This window comes from Kribbella sp. NPDC048837, from assembly GCF_055586945.1.
This window is the reverse complement of record NZ_JBVJHF010000005.1, coordinates 498,810-513,081: the sequence shown is the minus strand read 5'-3', so window position 1 is coordinate 513,081 and position 14,272 is coordinate 498,810. Positions and strand designations below refer to the sequence as shown.

At 68.8% G+C, this 14,272-nt stretch carries 15 protein-coding genes; 10 read left to right on the top strand and 5 right to left on the bottom strand.

What is annotated here, in order from left to right; genetic code table 11:
• Positions 1-66: 66 nt before the first annotated feature.
• Positions 67-1,263 carry an NAD(P)-dependent malic enzyme gene (locus ACZ6O0_RS25885; protein WP_465767556.1) on the bottom strand — a complete coding sequence of 399 codons (1,197 nt, stop codon included), beginning with the start codon at positions 1,261-1,263 and terminating at the stop codon, positions 67-69.
• A 358-nt stretch (positions 1,264-1,621) separates the two neighbouring features.
• On the opposite strand from ACZ6O0_RS25885, the gene ACZ6O0_RS25880 reads away from it, so the two are divergent.
• The 5 genes from ACZ6O0_RS25880 (at position 1,622) to ACZ6O0_RS25860 (ending at position 5,610) form a co-directional block, all read left to right on the top strand.
• Positions 1,622-2,527 carry an ABC transporter substrate-binding protein gene (locus ACZ6O0_RS25880; protein ID WP_465767555.1) on the top strand — a complete coding sequence of 302 codons (906 nt, stop codon included), beginning with the start codon at positions 1,622-1,624 and terminating at the stop codon, positions 2,525-2,527.
• Positions 2,528-2,534: 7 nt separating this feature from the next.
• Positions 2,535-3,497, top strand: coding sequence for an amino acid ABC transporter permease (locus ACZ6O0_RS25875; RefSeq protein ID WP_465767554.1), 963 nt, complete (start codon positions 2,535-2,537; stop codon positions 3,495-3,497).
• A gap of 47 nt (positions 3,498-3,544) precedes the next feature.
• A complete protein-coding gene (locus tag ACZ6O0_RS25870) occupies positions 3,545-4,315 on the top strand; it encodes an amino acid ABC transporter ATP-binding protein (RefSeq protein ID WP_465767688.1) in 771 nt (256 codons plus the stop codon).
• Positions 4,316-4,426: 111 nt separating this feature from the next.
• Positions 4,427-4,819: an ATP-binding protein gene (locus tag ACZ6O0_RS25865; RefSeq protein WP_465767553.1), complete on the top strand. Its 393-nt coding sequence runs from the start codon at positions 4,427-4,429 to the stop codon at positions 4,817-4,819.
• Entirely contained in the window at positions 4,816-5,610 is a 795-nt protein-coding gene (locus tag ACZ6O0_RS25860) for an RNA polymerase sigma factor SigF (RefSeq protein ID WP_465767552.1), read from the top strand. Before ACZ6O0_RS25865 ends, ACZ6O0_RS25860 begins: the two co-directional genes overlap by 4 nt.
• A 7-nt stretch (positions 5,611-5,617) precedes the next feature.
• Here ACZ6O0_RS25860 and ACZ6O0_RS25855 read toward each other — a convergent pair whose 3' ends face one another.
• Positions 5,618-5,899 carry a hypothetical protein gene (locus ACZ6O0_RS25855; protein ID WP_465767551.1) on the bottom strand — a complete coding sequence of 94 codons (282 nt, stop codon included), beginning with the start codon at positions 5,897-5,899 and terminating at the stop codon, positions 5,618-5,620.
• A gap of 579 nt (positions 5,900-6,478) precedes the next feature.
• Here ACZ6O0_RS25855 and ACZ6O0_RS25850 point away from each other — a divergent pair.
• Positions 6,479-6,730: a WhiB family transcriptional regulator gene (locus ACZ6O0_RS25850; protein WP_012922773.1), complete on the top strand. Its 252-nt coding sequence runs from the start codon at positions 6,479-6,481 to the stop codon at positions 6,728-6,730.
• Positions 6,731-6,814: 84 nt separating this feature from the next.
• Here ACZ6O0_RS25850 and ACZ6O0_RS25845 read toward each other — a convergent pair whose 3' ends face one another.
• Entirely contained in the window at positions 6,815-8,293 is a 1,479-nt protein-coding gene (locus tag ACZ6O0_RS25845) for a sensor histidine kinase (protein WP_465767550.1), read from the bottom strand.
• A gap of 104 nt (positions 8,294-8,397) precedes the next feature.
• Here ACZ6O0_RS25845 and ACZ6O0_RS25840 point away from each other — a divergent pair, with 104 nt between their 5' ends.
• The gene (locus tag ACZ6O0_RS25840) at positions 8,398-9,306 is read left to right on the top strand and encodes a DUF2785 domain-containing protein (RefSeq protein ID WP_465767549.1); all 909 of its coding nucleotides are present in this window, start codon (positions 8,398-8,400) and stop codon (positions 9,304-9,306) included.
• Here the strand turns inward: ACZ6O0_RS25840 and ACZ6O0_RS25835 are convergent.
• Positions 9,290-10,267, bottom strand: a complete 978-nt coding sequence (locus ACZ6O0_RS25835; RefSeq protein ID WP_465767548.1) for an endonuclease/exonuclease/phosphatase family protein — start codon at positions 10,265-10,267, stop codon at positions 9,290-9,292. The two genes, ACZ6O0_RS25840 and ACZ6O0_RS25835, sit on opposite strands and share 17 nt — an antisense overlap.
• 83 nt (positions 10,268-10,350) lie before the next feature.
• Between ACZ6O0_RS25835 and ACZ6O0_RS25830 the strand changes: the two genes are divergently transcribed.
• The 3 genes from ACZ6O0_RS25830 (at position 10,351) to ACZ6O0_RS25820 (ending at position 13,037) form a co-directional block, all read left to right on the top strand.
• Positions 10,351-10,632 carry a DUF3311 domain-containing protein gene (locus ACZ6O0_RS25830; RefSeq protein WP_465767547.1) on the top strand — a complete coding sequence of 94 codons (282 nt, stop codon included), beginning with the start codon at positions 10,351-10,353 and terminating at the stop codon, positions 10,630-10,632.
• Entirely contained in the window at positions 10,629-12,284 is a 1,656-nt protein-coding gene (gene mctP / locus ACZ6O0_RS25825; protein ID WP_465767546.1) for a monocarboxylate uptake permease MctP, read from the top strand. The genes ACZ6O0_RS25830 and mctP overlap by 4 nt, the downstream gene beginning before the upstream one ends.
• 126 nt (positions 12,285-12,410) lie before the next feature.
• On the top strand, positions 12,411-13,037 hold the full coding sequence (locus ACZ6O0_RS25820; RefSeq protein WP_465767545.1) for a DUF5317 domain-containing protein: 627 nt from the start codon (positions 12,411-12,413) through the stop codon (positions 13,035-13,037).
• Here ACZ6O0_RS25820 and ACZ6O0_RS25815 read toward each other — a convergent pair.
• Positions 12,999-14,264 carry an HD-GYP domain-containing protein gene (locus ACZ6O0_RS25815; protein ID WP_465767544.1) on the bottom strand — a complete coding sequence of 422 codons (1,266 nt, stop codon included), beginning with the start codon at positions 14,262-14,264 and terminating at the stop codon, positions 12,999-13,001. The genes ACZ6O0_RS25820 and ACZ6O0_RS25815 overlap by 39 nt on opposite strands.
• Positions 14,265-14,272: the final 8 nt, after the last annotated feature.

Below are 14,272 nucleotides of genomic sequence, written 5' to 3'. Positions count from 1 at the left end.
CGGAGAAGCCGACCACTCAGTAACCGGCATCACCGCACCCGCGCCGCGCGCGGGTGCGGTGGAGCCTCAGGGGCGGGCGACGCCGTCGGTGTGGGCTGCCGCGGCTACCGCGGCGGCGACCGCGGGGGCGACGCGCTCGTCGAACGGGGACGGGATGATGTAGTCGGAGCGCAGGTCGGCTTCGGCGATCAGGCCGGCCAGCGCGTCGGCGGCGGCGAGCTTCATGCCTTCGGTGATGCGGGACGCGTTGGCGTCGAAGGCGCCGCGGAAGATGCCGGGGAACGCGAGGACGTTGTTGATCTGGTTCGGGAAGTCCGAGCGGCCGGTCGCAACCACGGCGGCGTGCCGGTGCGCGATGTCCGGGTGCACCTCCGGATTCGGGTTCGCCAGCGCGAAGATCATCGCCCCGTCGGCCATCCGCGCGATCGCTTCCTCGGGCACGGTCCCGCCGGACACACCGAGGAACAGGTCGGCGCCCTCGAGCGCATCGACGAGCCGGCCGGACAGCCCGCCGGTGTTGGTGTCGCGGGCCAGCGACAGCTTCACCGGGTTCAGGTCGGAGCGGTCCTCGTGCAGCACGCCCTTGCTGTCGACGACCGCGAGGTCGCCAACCCCTGCCTGCAAAAGGATCCGGGCACAGGCGACCCCGGCCGCGCCGGCCCCGGAGATCACCACGCGGATGTCCGCGATCGACTTCCCCGTGACCCGGAGCGCGTTCCGCAGCGCCGCGAGTACGACGACCGCCGTACCGTGCTGGTCGTCGTGGAAGACCGGGATGTCGAGCCGCTCCTTCAGCCGCCGCTCGATCTCGAAGCAGCGCGGCGCCGAGATGTCCTCGAGGTTGATCCCGCCGAACGTCGGCGCCATCCGCACGACGGTCTCGACGAACTCGTCCACGTCGGTGCAGTCCAGCGCGATCGGTACCGAGTCGACGCCGCCGAACTCCTTGAACAGCAGGGCTTTGCCCTCCATCACCGGCAGCGACGCGGCCGGCCCGATGTCGCCGAGGCCGAGGACTGCGGTGCCGTCGGTGACGACCGCGACCACATTGGACTTCCAGGTGTAGCGGCGGACCAGCGACGGGTCCTCGGCGATCGCCGTGCAGACCCGGGCGACACCCGGGGTGTAGGCCTTCGACAGGTCGTCGGCGTCGCGGACGGGGACCGAGGACGTCACCTCGATCTTGCCGCCGCGGTGCAACTCGAAGACGGCGTCACCGGCGTAGGGGTCGGAAACCTCAGGTGAGAATGGCTGGGCGACCATCAGAGCCCTTTCGCGAAACTGGGGAGAAGTGTTCGAAAGCAGGGGATCGCCCGTGCGCAGCAGTAAACCACACAGCCCACTGGTCTGCTGTGAGGGGTCCCACACCCGGACCGGATGACCGGCGGAGCCGTCGAGGCCCGGCATAGCGCTGTCACCGCGTTCAGCGCGGACTCCGGCCGGATCGGCGTGCATCGTCACGCTGCGTGTCCATTCTCGCTACGGGCCGCACGCGTGGTGGGTGTGGTGACTACGAATAGGTCTCCATTCCGCGTTGGTCCGTGCGTCGTACGCCTGCGGCTGTGTCAAGATGCGGACACATGGCGCCGGGCACGGCCGGCGCCCGGGTTTGGAGGAGCAGATGTCTGTTCTGCGAAGGACGCTCGTACTGTCGGGTGTTCTGGTTCTCGCCGCCGCCGGTTGCGGTTCGAGCTCGCTCGAAGGTGGGTCTTCCACCAGCGCCCCGACCAACGCACCCTCCAGCGCCGCGGTGAGCGCGGACCCCAGCCTGAGCAACGCCCTGCCGGCCAAGATCAAGTCGGCCGGCAAGATCGTCGTCGGCGTCGACGCCAGCTACCCGCCGAACGAGTTCCTGCAGGGCGGCACGAAGGTCGTCGGGTGGGATGTCGACCTGTTCGACGCGGTGGCGAAGAAGTTCGGCGTCACGGTCGAGTGGCAGCCGGCCGGCTTCGACACGATCATCACCGGTGTCCAGGGCGGCAAGTACGACATCGGCGTCTCGTCGTTCACGATCAACGACCAGCGCAAGCAGCAGGTCAACATGGTCAGCTACTTCAACGCCGGCACGCTGTGGGCGACCCAGAAGGGGAACCCGAAGGGCGTCAACGCCGACGACGCGTGCGGCAAGACCGTCGCGGTGCAGAAGGGCACGGTGCAGCTCGAGGAGGACCTGCCGAAGCGGCAGGCCAAGTGCAAGGCCGAGGGCAAGCCCGAGATCAAGCTCGTCGTCCGCGACAAGCAGGACCAGGCGAACTCGGACCTGGTCGCCGGCAAGGCCGACGCGATGCTGGCCGACTCCCCGATCGTGGCGTACGCGATCCAGCAGACCGGCGACAAGCTCGAGCAGCTCGGTGAGATCTACGACGCCGCGCCGTACGGCTATGTCGTCCCGAAGGCGGAGACCGCGTTCGCGCAGGCGATCGCCGACGCGCTGAAGTCGCTGAACACCGACGGCACGTACAAGAGCACTCTGCAGAAGTGGAACAACGACACGGGTGCGATCACCGACTTCGCCGTGAACCCGTGAGCTGACCATGAGCACCGACACTGAAGCCCGCCCGGCCGCCGAGGATGCCGATCGGCCGGGCGCGATCGACGCCGTACCGGTCCGGCATCCCGGCCGATGGGTCGCCATCGCCGTGATCGTGATCCTGCTCGGGATGCTGATCCACCTGCTGGCGACCAACAAGGCGTTCGACTGGCGCTTCGTCTTCCAGGCGATGAACCAGCAGCCGGTGATCAACGGCTTCATCCGGGGCACCCTGCTGGTCACCGTGCTGTCGATGATCGTCGGCGTGTCCGGCGGGGTCCTGCTGGCCGTGATGCGGCTGTCCGACAACCCGATCCTGGCCGGGGTGTCCTGGGCCTTCACCTGGTTCTTCCGCAGCGTCCCGCGGTACCTGCTGCTGTTCACCATGGGCACGCTCGGGGTGCTGTTCCCGGCGGGCATCTCGTTCGGGGTGCCGTTCGACTGGAAGATCATCGACTGGCTCGGGATGTCCGGTGACTGGCGGTTCCTGAACCTGGACGCCAACCAGGTCTTCACCGGCCTGATCGCCGGTGTGATCGGGCTCGGGCTGTCCGAGGCGGCGTACATGGCCGAGATCGCCCGGGCCGGGATCATGAGCGTGGACAAGGGTCAGGCCGAGGCCGCCGAGGCGCTCGGGATGGGCAGCGGCAAGGTGATGCGCCGGGTGGTGCTGCCGCAGGCGATGCGGGTGATCGTGCCGCCGACCGGCAACGAGACCATCGCGATGCTGAAGGACACCTCGCTGCTGCTCGCGGTCCCGGTGATCGGCGAGCTGTTCTACCAGCTGCAGTCGATCGGGAGCACGTACTACAAGACGTTCCCGATCGCGGTCGCCGCGACGCTGTACTACCTGGCCGCGACCAGTGTGCTGATGGTCGGGCAGTACTTCCTCGAGCGGCACTTCGGCCGCGGCTTCGGAACCAAGGCGCCACGGGCCGCCCGCCCGGCCGGCGCGGGAGGTGCGTGATGACTGAAGCGGCGGCCGCCGAGACGGCCACACCTTCGGCACAGCCGCTGGTCCACGCGGTCAACGTGACCAAGTCGTTCCACCACCACGAGGTACTGAAGGGCATCGACCTCGACGTCGATCGTGGTCAGGTGGTCTGCCTGCTCGGCCCGTCCGGCTCGGGCAAGACGACGTTCCTGCGCTGCATCAACCAGCTCGAGACGATCGACGGCGGCCGGATCTGGGTGGACGGCGACCTGATGGGGTACGCCGACCGCGACGGGAAGCTGTATCGCCTGAAGAACAAGCAGATCGCGGCCCAGCGGCGCGAGATCGGCATGGTCTTCCAGCGGTTCAACCTGTTCCCGCACAAGACAGCCCTGGAGAACATCATCGAGGCGCCCACGCAGGTGAAGGGCGAGTCGAAGAAGTCCGCCCGGGAGCGGGCGATGAAGCTGCTCGACCGGGTCGGTCTCGCGGACCGCTGCAACGTCTACCCGGCGCAGCTGTCCGGCGGCCAGCAGCAGCGGATCGCGATCGCCCGGGCGCTGGCGATGCAGCCGAAGCTGATGCTGTTCGACGAGCCGACCTCGGCGCTGGACCCGGAGCTGGTCGGCGAGGTGCTCGCGGTGATGCGTGAGCTCGCGCTGGACGGTATGACGATGATCGTGGTGACCCACGAGATGTCGTTCGCCCGGGAGGTCGCCGACACCGTCGTGTTCATGGACGGCGGCGTGGTGGTCGAGGCCGGCCCGCCCAAGGACGTGATCGGGAATCCGCAGCACTCGCGCACGCAGACCTTCCTGGCCCGCCTCCGCTCGGAGCACGAACACCCGTAATCCCGGGATTGTCCGCGGGTCCGGCCCGCTCGCCGTGCATCGGAGGCCTTCAGGTTGGATGATGTACGGCGTGGTGGGCCGATCGGCCGCGCCGGACACGAGGGAGGCAGCGTGAGCAGCACCGGACGATCCGCCGAGGTTCGGCTGAGTATCCCGGCGGACAGTGCCTACATCGCCGTACCGCGATCGGTGGTCGGCAACCTGGCTGCTCGCAACGACTTCACCGTGGACGCGATCGACGACCTGCGGATCGCGGTCGACGAGGCCTGCGCGCTGCTGCTGCCGCAGGCGATCGACGGCGTGCTGGAGTGCGTCTACGAGATCGACGCGCCGCAGCTCACCGTGCGCACCAGCGCCGTCGTCCCGGACGGCTGGCGCCCGGACACCGATTCGTTCGGCTGGACCGTGCTGACCGCACTGGTCGAGTCGGTGGCCGCCGAGACGATCGACGGCCGGCTCACGATCACCGTGACGGCAACCGCCACCGCCGCGGAGAACGCGTGACCGACGAAGCAACCCTGGGCGAGCCCCAGGAAACTCCAGATCTACGCACCCGTACCGCCGCGCTGTTCCGGACGATGGCCGCTGCCGGGGCGGGTACGCCGGAACGCACCGTGGCCCGCGACGGCCTGGTCTCGCTGCACATGGCCCTGGTCGAGCACCTGGCCCGCCGCTTCCGCAACCGCGGCGAGCCGTACGACGACCTCGTCCAGGTCGCGACCATCGGCTTGATCAAAGCGATCGATCGCTTCGATTCCGACCGCGGGGTGGAGTTCTCGACCTACGCGACGCCGACGATCCTGGGTGAGATCAAGCGGTACTTCCGGGACAAGGGCTGGGCGATCCGGGTGCCGCGACGGCTGCAGGAGCTGCGGTTGTCGCTGACCGCGGCGACGGCCGAGCTGACCCAGGAGCTGGGCCGGGCGCCGACGGTCGCCGAACTGTCGGACCGGCTGGGCCTGTCGCCGGATCTGGTGATCGAGGGTCTCGAGTCCGCCAACGCCTACAACACGCTGTCCCTGGACGCCCCGGACCAGAACGAGGCGGACGCGACCACGGTGCTGGACGGCCTCGGCGGCGAGGACGAAGCCCTGGAGAGCGTGGAGTACCGGGAGTCCCTGAAGCCGCTCCTGGCCCAGCTGGACACCCGGGAGAAGCGGATCCTGACGCTGCGCTTCTTCCGCGGCATGACGCAGTCCCAGATCGCCGAGGAGATCGGCATCTCGCAGATGCACGTCTCGCGGCTGCTGGCCCGCACCCTGACCGAGCTCAGGACCGGCCTGCTGAAGGAGTAGCGGCGTCCTACAGGACCGGGTGGTCCTTGGCCGGGTTGTCGGCCAGGGCCTCCGTGGACGCCTTCTGGAACACGCAGACCAGCACACCGACGGCCGCTACCGCCAGGGCGATCGCGACGGCCTTGGTGGACCCACCCCAGAAGCTGTAGGCGACGAGCAGCTGGATCAGCTGGGCGAACACGGCCGGCCCGCGGCTCCACGTCGACGCCCGGAACAGCCCACGGGCGACGAATCCGAGGCCCGCGCCGTACACGACGAAGAATGCTGTGGTGGTCAGACCGAGCACCAAACGGTCGCCGTGGAGCGTAAATGCTTCGGCAAATCCAAGAACGATGAGCACAAGCCCTTCCGCAGCGACCACAGCCGCGGCTAGCTTGAGCGGTCTCGGTACGGCGGCAGCTGGGGAGTCGGTCGGCACTTCGCCAGCTTAGTGCCCCGTGCCGTGGGCACTTCGGGCACAAGGACGACCACCACCTCTTCCGCGAGCCCGGCCTTGGCTCGCGGAACCCCAGCCCCACAGGGATCTGAGGTTGTGCGTAACCAAAAGGTGGTTGGAACGGTTACCTGCAGTGAACGGGTGATCGCAGAAGGGACCCTCTGTCCGATAAGCGGATGGAGAGAACCGCTGTGCGCCGGTTCGGAGTGTTAAGGAAGTGTTGTGATCTGATCGACAACTCCAGAACCCTTGTTTCACTCAGCTGAGATTGGGAACATGGTCTCGTTCGTGAAAACGTTCACAACACGTCCTGGATCGAACACCTCGCACCCTGAACCCCCCGTGCGAGACGAGTGACGAGTAAGCACCCGCTGATCGGGCACAGACCTACCCGACAGCGTACGACAACTACTGAGAGAGATGGGATCCGCCATGGATTGGCGCCACCGGGCCGTATGCCTCGACGAGGACCCGGAACTGTTCTTCCCCATCGGCAACACCGGGCCGGCGATCATGCAGATCGAGGAGGCCAAGCAGGTGTGCCGTCGCTGCGACGTGCGTGAGCAGTGCCTCGCCTGGGCACTGGAAGCCGGTCAGGATCACGGTGTCTGGGGTGGCCTGAGCGAAGACGAGCGCCGCGCCCTGAAGCGCCGCAACGCCCGCGCCCGCATTCGCACCGCCTGAGCACGAGTCTTTCGAGGCCCCGCGGGATCCGCGGGGCCTTTGGTTTTCCCGGCGCCACGCTTCCCCGGCCGCTCCTTGGAGCGGCTACTCCTTGACCGGGATGTCCAGGGTGACCTGGGTGCCGGACTTGCCGTCGTGGCGGGGGCCGAACTCCAGGGTCCCGTCCAGTTCCCCGATCACCAGGGTGCGGACGATCGACAGCCCGAGGTTGCCGGACAGTTCGGAGTCGAAGTTCGCCGGCAGGCCCTGACCGTCGTCCACGACGGTGACGTGCAGCCGGCCCACCGATCGCTCGGCGGTCAGCTCGATCGTCCCGCTGGCCTCACCGCCCTCGCGGGTCCCGAAGGCGTGCTCCACCGAGTTCTGCATCAGTTCGGTGAGCACCATCGCCAGCGGGGTCGCGATCTCGGAGTCCAGCACGCCGAAGCTCCCGGTACGCCGGGTCTCGACGGAGGTGTCGACGGTCGACACATCGGCCACCATCAGCGCGATCCGGTCCGCGACGTCGTCGAAGTCCACGTGCTCGTCGAACGACTCCGACAGCGTCTCGTGCACGATCGCGATCGATCCGACCCGCCGGACCGCCTCGGCCAGCGCCGCCTGGCCTTCCGGCACGGAGATCCGCCGGCCCTGCATCCGGAGTAACGCGGCGACGGTCTGCAAGTTGTTCTTGACGCGATGATGAATCTCCCGGATGGTCGCCTCCTTGGTGACCAGCTCCCGCTCCCGGCTCCGCAGCTCCGTCACGTCCCGGAGCAGGATCAGCGCCCCCACGTGCTGACCGTCCGCGCGGAGCGGGATCGCCCGCAGGAACAAGGTGGCGTCGGAGTTCTCGATCTCGATCTCCTTGGCCGCCCGCCCGGTCAGCACCGACGCCAGCACGTCGTCGACCTTGTGGCCGCTGTGCAGGAGCTCGCCGCTGATGTCCTTCAGCCGGCTCCCGACCAGGTCGGTGACGAGGCCCATCCGGCGGTACGCCGACAACGCGTTGGGGCTGGCGAACGTCACCATGCCGTGCCGATCGACCCGGATACAGCCGTCGCCCACGCGCGGGGTGGTGGACAGCAGCCGCTCCCCACCGTACGGGAAGACGCCGTCGGTGATCATCCGCGCCAGGTCGGTCGCGCTCTGCAGGTAGGCGATCTCCAGCCGGGACGGCGTCCGGACGCCGAGCAGGTTGGTGTTCCGGGCGATCACCGCGATCACCCGGGTGCCCCGGCGGACCGGGATCGTCTCGACGCGGACCGGGACGTCGTCGCGCCACTCCGGATCGCCCTCCCGGCAGATCCGGCCGCCGTCGTACGCCTGGTCCAGCAGGTGCCGGCGGCCGCGCGGGATGAAGCTGCCGACGATGTCGTCCAGGTACGCCGTGGGCCCGGTGGTGGGCCGCATCTGCGCGCCGGCCCAGAACCCGAGCCCCTCGGTGTCGGGCAGCCAGAGCACCAGGTCGGCGAACGACAGGTCGGCCAGCATCTGCCAGTCCGAGACGAGCAGCTGCAGGCGATCCAGGTCGGCCTGGTCCAGGGTGGTGTGGTTACGGGCCACGTCGGTCAGAGACGGCACGCTCCGATGCTACCGACGGCTCATACCAGCACCTGCGCTGGTCCGCTCGACAAGAGGGTGTAGATAGGTGTTGATTGATCAGCGTCGGATGAAAGGATGCTCGGGTGGAGTCGACGTACTGGCAGGACGTGATGGCCGCGGACTACGCGGTACCGCGCGACCGTGCGCTGACCGACCTCACCGAGGAGCTCGTCCGCGGCCTGGCCAGCACCAACCCGCAGGTCCGCGACGCGCTCGCGTACCCGACCCTCGCGACCTGGCTGGAGCGCGGGGTGTACGACGATCTCCTGCCGGGGTTCGGGGACGGTCTGTGCGCCGGGCTGAACTACGGGCTCGGTGAGGACGGCACCGACACGGTCTTCCGGCGCTCGTTCACGGCGCTGACGCTGGCGGAGGTGATCCACCGCGACAACGCCGAGTTCCTGGTGCACGACGAGGTGGTGATGCGCTGGGGCGACCGGCTGGCCACCTGGCTGCTCCGGGAGCGCGACCTGCGCGGGTTCGTGCCGGACTGTGGCTGGGCGCATGCCGTTGCCCACGGCGCCGATGCGATCGGAGCCCTGGCCCGGTCGCGGCACTGCGACGCGGGCGTCCTGCGGGCGCTGCTCGACGTCCTCGCGGACCGGATCGTCAAGGACACGCAGTACCGCTGGGTGCACGAGGAGCACGACCGGGTCGCGCACGCGGTGATGACAATCCTGCACCGCAACATGCTGACCAGCGACGAGCTCGAGCGCTGGCTCAAGCCGATCGCGGCGACCGCGGCCCAGCAGCCGTTGATGCACGAGACGCTGCCGGAGTGGCCGACCCCCTCGGTGTTCAACGCCCGCGGCGTCCTGCACGTCTTGCTGAGCCAGCTCGCGATCGGCGTGAAGGGCTTCCCGATCCCGGGCGACGACGACCTGTTCGGCCGGCCGATCGAGGCCCGCGCCGACCTGTTGCTGATGCTCACCGAAGCGGTCCAGTCCTCGCAGCCGTACATCTACCGCCCCGCGACTAACCCCCAGTCGTAGGGACCGCGACCGTCGCCACCACCGCGCGGTGATCCGTGCCCGCGATCGCGTACGTCGTGAACCCACCCGGCTGGAACTGCCGGGTCACCACCACGTGGTCGATCTGCGTCCGCACCACCGCCGGCTGATCGGCCGGCCACGTCCCCACCAGCCCGTCGCCCACCGTCGGCGCCACGCTCCGGCAGTTGCCGCCCAGTGCGTGCCGGAACTCCGCGTGATCGAGCGTCGCGTTGAAATCGCCGGCCACGATCGTCGGCGGATCCTCCGAGCACCAGTGCCGCAGGACCTGGAGATCCGCCTTCCACGTCGTCACCGCGTCCGGCAGCGGTGGGAACCCGTGGTAGACGATCAGCCGGATGTCACCGAGCGTGCCACCGGTCACGACGATGTGCCCGAACGCCGTACCCTGCTCCGGATCGAACGCGACCGCGCCGAGTGACGACGACACCAGCACACTGGTCGCACTCTCCACCGCCTTGCTCGGCTGGGTCGTGTACCCCTGGTAATCAAGGCCCTGCAGGTGTGCGCGGATCTCCTCCCGGACGTCGACCTGTGCCTCGGGCAACGAAACCAGGTCGGGCTTCCGCTCCCGGATCACCTGGGCCACGTCGCCGGCGTCCGCGCCGCCGCCGAGCACGTTGGCGACCATGATCGTCGGCACCCGGGACCCCGCCGGCGCGGGCCGGGCGCCGGAGAACTTCCGCGGCGCGGTCAGCGCTCCCCCGGTCAACGCCAGTACGCCGACCAGCGCGGCCGCGATCCGCCATCCGCGCCGCAGCAGCATCAACAGCGCGAGGACCAGGACCACGGCCAGCCCCTGCGGCCGGAACGCGACCAACTGGGCGAACGGCGTGACCTCGTCCAGCCCGAACAGCTCCGGATACAGCGGAACGGCAACGACCGCGACGAACAACACGGACAGGACGACCCGCCGGATGAACCATGCGCGTTCGTTATCCATGAACCACCCTGAAGATCTAGTCCCGTGTGGGTACGAACGGTAGCGTGCTCCGTTGCGCCTGCTACGTCCCGAGGAGGTTTGCAGTGTTCCGATTGTCCGCGGTCAAACCCGCGTACTGGATCTCCGGCGTCCTGCTGGCGGTCGCGATCGTCGTACCGCTCCTGGTCTCCACCTACGCGAAGGACGCGCCCCGGTTGTGGGGCTTCCCGTTCTTCTACTGGTACCAGCTGCTGTGGGTCTTCATCTCGGCGGCGCTGGTGAGTATCTGCTACCGGCTGGTGAGCCGGGAGGAGCGCAACCGGCGGGCGGAGCAGGGGCTTGGTGACCCTGACAACCCGGGGACGGCGAAGGAGGCGGACCGGTGAACACCTCGGTCGACTGGGTCCAGCTCATCATCGTCGTCGTCATCTTCGGCGCCGTCACCGCGATGGGCTTCATGGCGGCCCGCTGGCGCAACTCCGGCTCGATGGAGAGCCTGGACGAATGGGGTCTGGGCGGTCGTGGGTTCGGAACCTTCGTCACCTGGTTCCTGCTCGGTGGCGACCTCTACACCGCCTACACCTTCATCGCCGTACCGGCCGCGATGTACGCCACCGGCGCGATCAGCGGCTTCTTCGCGGTGCCGTACACGATCGTGGTCTATCCGATCATCTTCATCTTCATGTCCCGGCTGTGGTCGGTCTCCCATCGCAACGGCTACGTGACCCCGGCGGACTTCGTCGGCGGCCGGTACGGCAGCCGCGCGCTGTCGCTGGCGGTCGCGGTCACCGGCATCCTGGCGACGATGCCGTACATAGCCCTGCAGCTGGTCGGTATGCAGGCCGTGTTCGAGACGATGGGTCTCGGCGGCGACAACGTGCTGGCCAAGGACATCCCGTTGCTGATCGCGTTCGCGGTCCTGGCGGCGTACACCTACTCGTCCGGTCTGCGGGCGCCGGCGATGATCGCGTTCGTCAAGGACGGCCTGATCTACCTGGTGATCGCGGTGGCGATCTTCTACCTGCCGCACGTGCTGGGCGGCTGGGGCTCGATCTTCGACGCCGCGGAGACCAAGCTCACCGCGACCAACCCGGCCACCGGCAAGCCGGTCGGCGCGTTCATCCCCGGTGAGGCGGGCTTCTCGGCGTACTGGACGCTGGCGCTGGGGTCGGCGATGGCGCTGTTCATGTACCCGCACTCGGTGACCGCGGTGCTGTCCACCAAGAACCGCAACGTCGTCCGGCGGAACGCGGCGATCCTGCCGGCGTACTCGCTGCTGCTCGGCCTGCTCGCGCTGCTCGGCTTCATGGCGATCAAGGCCAACGTGAACACCAAGGGCCTGGACGGCCTGACGAACCCGCAGCTGGCCATCCCGCGGCTGTTCGACCAGGAGTTCCCGTCCTGGTTCGCCGGGATCGCGTTCGCCGCCATCGCGGTCGGCGCACTGGTGCCGGCGGCAATCATGTCGATCGCGGCCGCGAACCTGTTCACCCGCAACATCTACCGCGACTTCATCAAACGCGACGCCACGCCGGCACAGGAGGCGAAGGTCTCCAAGCTGGCGTCGCTGGCGGTGAAGTTCGGCGCGCTGGCGTTCGTGCTCACGCTGGACAAGACGCTCGCGCTGAACTTCCAGCTGCTGGGCGGGATCTGGATCCTGCAGACCTTCCCGGCGATCGTGGTCGGCCTCTACACCCGGTGGTTCCACCGCTGGGCGCTGCTGGCCGGCTGGGCGGTGGCGATGCTGTTCGGCACCATCGAGGCCTACAACGTGATCAACCCGGCGACGAAGAAACACTTCGGCGGCTCGCTGGCGAACATCCCGTTCACCGATACGCAGGCCTACATCGCGCTGACCGCGTTCGTCCTCAACCTGCTCGTGGTGATCGTGCTGACGCTGGTGTTCCGGGCCCTCAAGGTGCCGGACGGGCTGGACTCCACCCACTCGACGGACTACGTCGCCGACCGGGGCGACCCGGGAGTCAAGGACCTGCCCGAGCTCGTCGACGAGGGCGGTGCGGCCGCGGCCAAGTCGTAGTACCCGCCCGGCAACCGACGGCGGTCCTTCCTGGTGGAGGGCCGCCGTCACGTTTTGCCGCCAAGTCGACACGCTGCGGAGTCAGCTTGCCCGGATTCGGGCCACAGGCGCGGCAGAATCGCCAGGGTGCTGCTGGTCCTCCTCGTCATGGTGCTCGCCGCCGCCGCGGCACTCGCGACCGGTGGACGGCTCGGACGACTGGCCGGCAACGCGCTGACCGGCGTGCACTGGCTAGCCGCGGCCGCGATCGGCCAGCTCCTCGGCTCCCTCTTCGGCGGTACGGCGTACCCGGTCGGGCTGCTCGGCTCCGCGGTCTGTATCGCGGTCTTCCTCCGGCTGAACCTCCGCCACCCCGGCGTCGGGCTGCTGGCCCTCGGGTTCTTCAGCAACGCCCTCGTGGTCGCGGTGAACGGCGCCATGCCGGTGTCGCTCGATGCGCTGACGCGCGCGGGTCTCGGTGAGGCGGTGGTGAGCGACCCGCGCCACGAGTTGTCCGACGCGGCGACCAGGCTGCCTTGGCTGGGAGACGTCGTACCGGTGGCTCTTCCGGGGTTCGGGCAGGCCGTCAGTCCGGGCGACGTACTGATTGCGGCCGGGGCCGGATTGCTCCTGTACGCCGGGATGGGCGGATCGGGCCGGGTCCCGGCGTCGATCGCGCCGATGTGGGACGACCTCGAGCCGTGTGCCGGCACTCCGGCGCTGTTGCGGCTGTCCTCAGAAGCGGAAGCCGCGGCCGATCACGCGCCGGAGTGACTCGACCACGACCGGGTCGTACTCCGCGCCGATCCCCAGGCCGATCGACTCCATCGCCTTGGCCGGCGACTGTCCGGTCCCCTCACCGACCAGCTGTTCGTAGGCCAGCGCAACGTTCACGATCCCGCTCTCCACCGGGATGTCGGCGTTGTTCGCCCGGCCGTGCCGGTACGGATCGTTGGAGTGCCGGACGATCTCCGCGACGTGGTCCAGCACCCCGGACCGCTCGATCACCGAGGCACCGATCGCCGCCGCCCGCTGCCGCTCCTCCCGCGTCCGCAACAGCGAGGCGCCACCCGGACTCGGATCCGCCAAGGCCAACTGACCGACGCCGGACAACAGCGCGGCATACTCGAGCGCCACCATGCGCGCCGGCGTCAGCCCCAGATCGTGTCCCAGCGCCACCGCCAACTGGGCGGTACGAGCGTTCTGCCCCGGGCTGCTGAAACCCGCGATCTCCGTACTCCGCGCCATCGAGCGCACTGTGGTCCGATACGTCCGCTGCGCCGATGCGTACCGCCGGAAGGCGAACTGCGTCAGGAACAGCGGCACCACGACGAGCGGCGGTCCCCACAGGCCGAGCAGCGACGTACCGATGGCCAGCAGCATTCCGCTGATGGCCATCGCCATCCCGATCCGCGCAGCGATGGCGGTCTCGTCCCGCAGTGCCGCGGGGAACGGCTGGTTGAACCTCTCGGTCGCCTGCCCCGCCCCGATCAGCGCGTCCATCCCCGCAGCCGTCAGGACCGCGAGCAGCATCGCACCCGTCAGCGAGATGGCCGCGGTCCACGAGCCGTCCCAGTACAGATCCGACGGCGTCACCGCCGAGAACACCGCGGCAGCCCCCGCCACGGACAACATCCGCCGCGACGACACCACCAGATCCCACCGCAATCCGGACAGCATCCGCGGCAGCACCCCGGCCAGCGTGGCCAGCCCGATCACCGCGATCACCTGCGCCACATCCGGCGGAATCGCGACCTCCGGCGGCCGCAACAACGCATACCCCAACGCGGCACTGGTCGCGATCGGAGCCCGGTTCCGGCTCCGGTCGAACCGGAACTGGACCATCTCGCCGATGGCCACCAGCACGCCGAACGTCAGGGCGTACGGCCACTCCGTGACTCCACGGTGAAGGGTGATGGCGAGCGCCGCGATCCCCAGGACGCCTCCGGCCACCACGACGACGATGCCACTGCCCATCCGCCGGACATCGGGCGAGTCCATGCTCACCA

Excerpts from the sequence above, each read along its gene's own strand:
- ACZ6O0_RS25885 (WP_465767556.1), bottom strand. The coding sequence starts at position 1,263 with ATGGTCGCCCAGCCATTCTCACCTGAGGTTTCCGACCCCTACGCCGGT.
- ACZ6O0_RS25815 (WP_465767544.1), bottom strand. The coding sequence starts at position 14,264 with ATGGACTCGCCCGATGTCCGGCGGATGGGCAGTGGCATCGTCGTCGTG.
- ACZ6O0_RS25835 (WP_465767548.1), bottom strand. The coding sequence starts at position 10,267 with ATGGATAACGAACGCGCATGGTTCATCCGGCGGGTCGTCCTGTCCGTG.
- ACZ6O0_RS25880 (WP_465767555.1), top strand. The coding sequence starts at position 1,622 with ATGTCTGTTCTGCGAAGGACGCTCGTACTGTCGGGTGTTCTGGTTCTC.
- ACZ6O0_RS25875 (WP_465767554.1), top strand. The coding sequence starts at position 2,535 with ATGAGCACCGACACTGAAGCCCGCCCGGCCGCCGAGGATGCCGATCGG.
- ACZ6O0_RS25850 (WP_012922773.1), top strand. The coding sequence starts at position 6,479 with ATGGATTGGCGCCACCGGGCCGTATGCCTCGACGAGGACCCGGAACTG.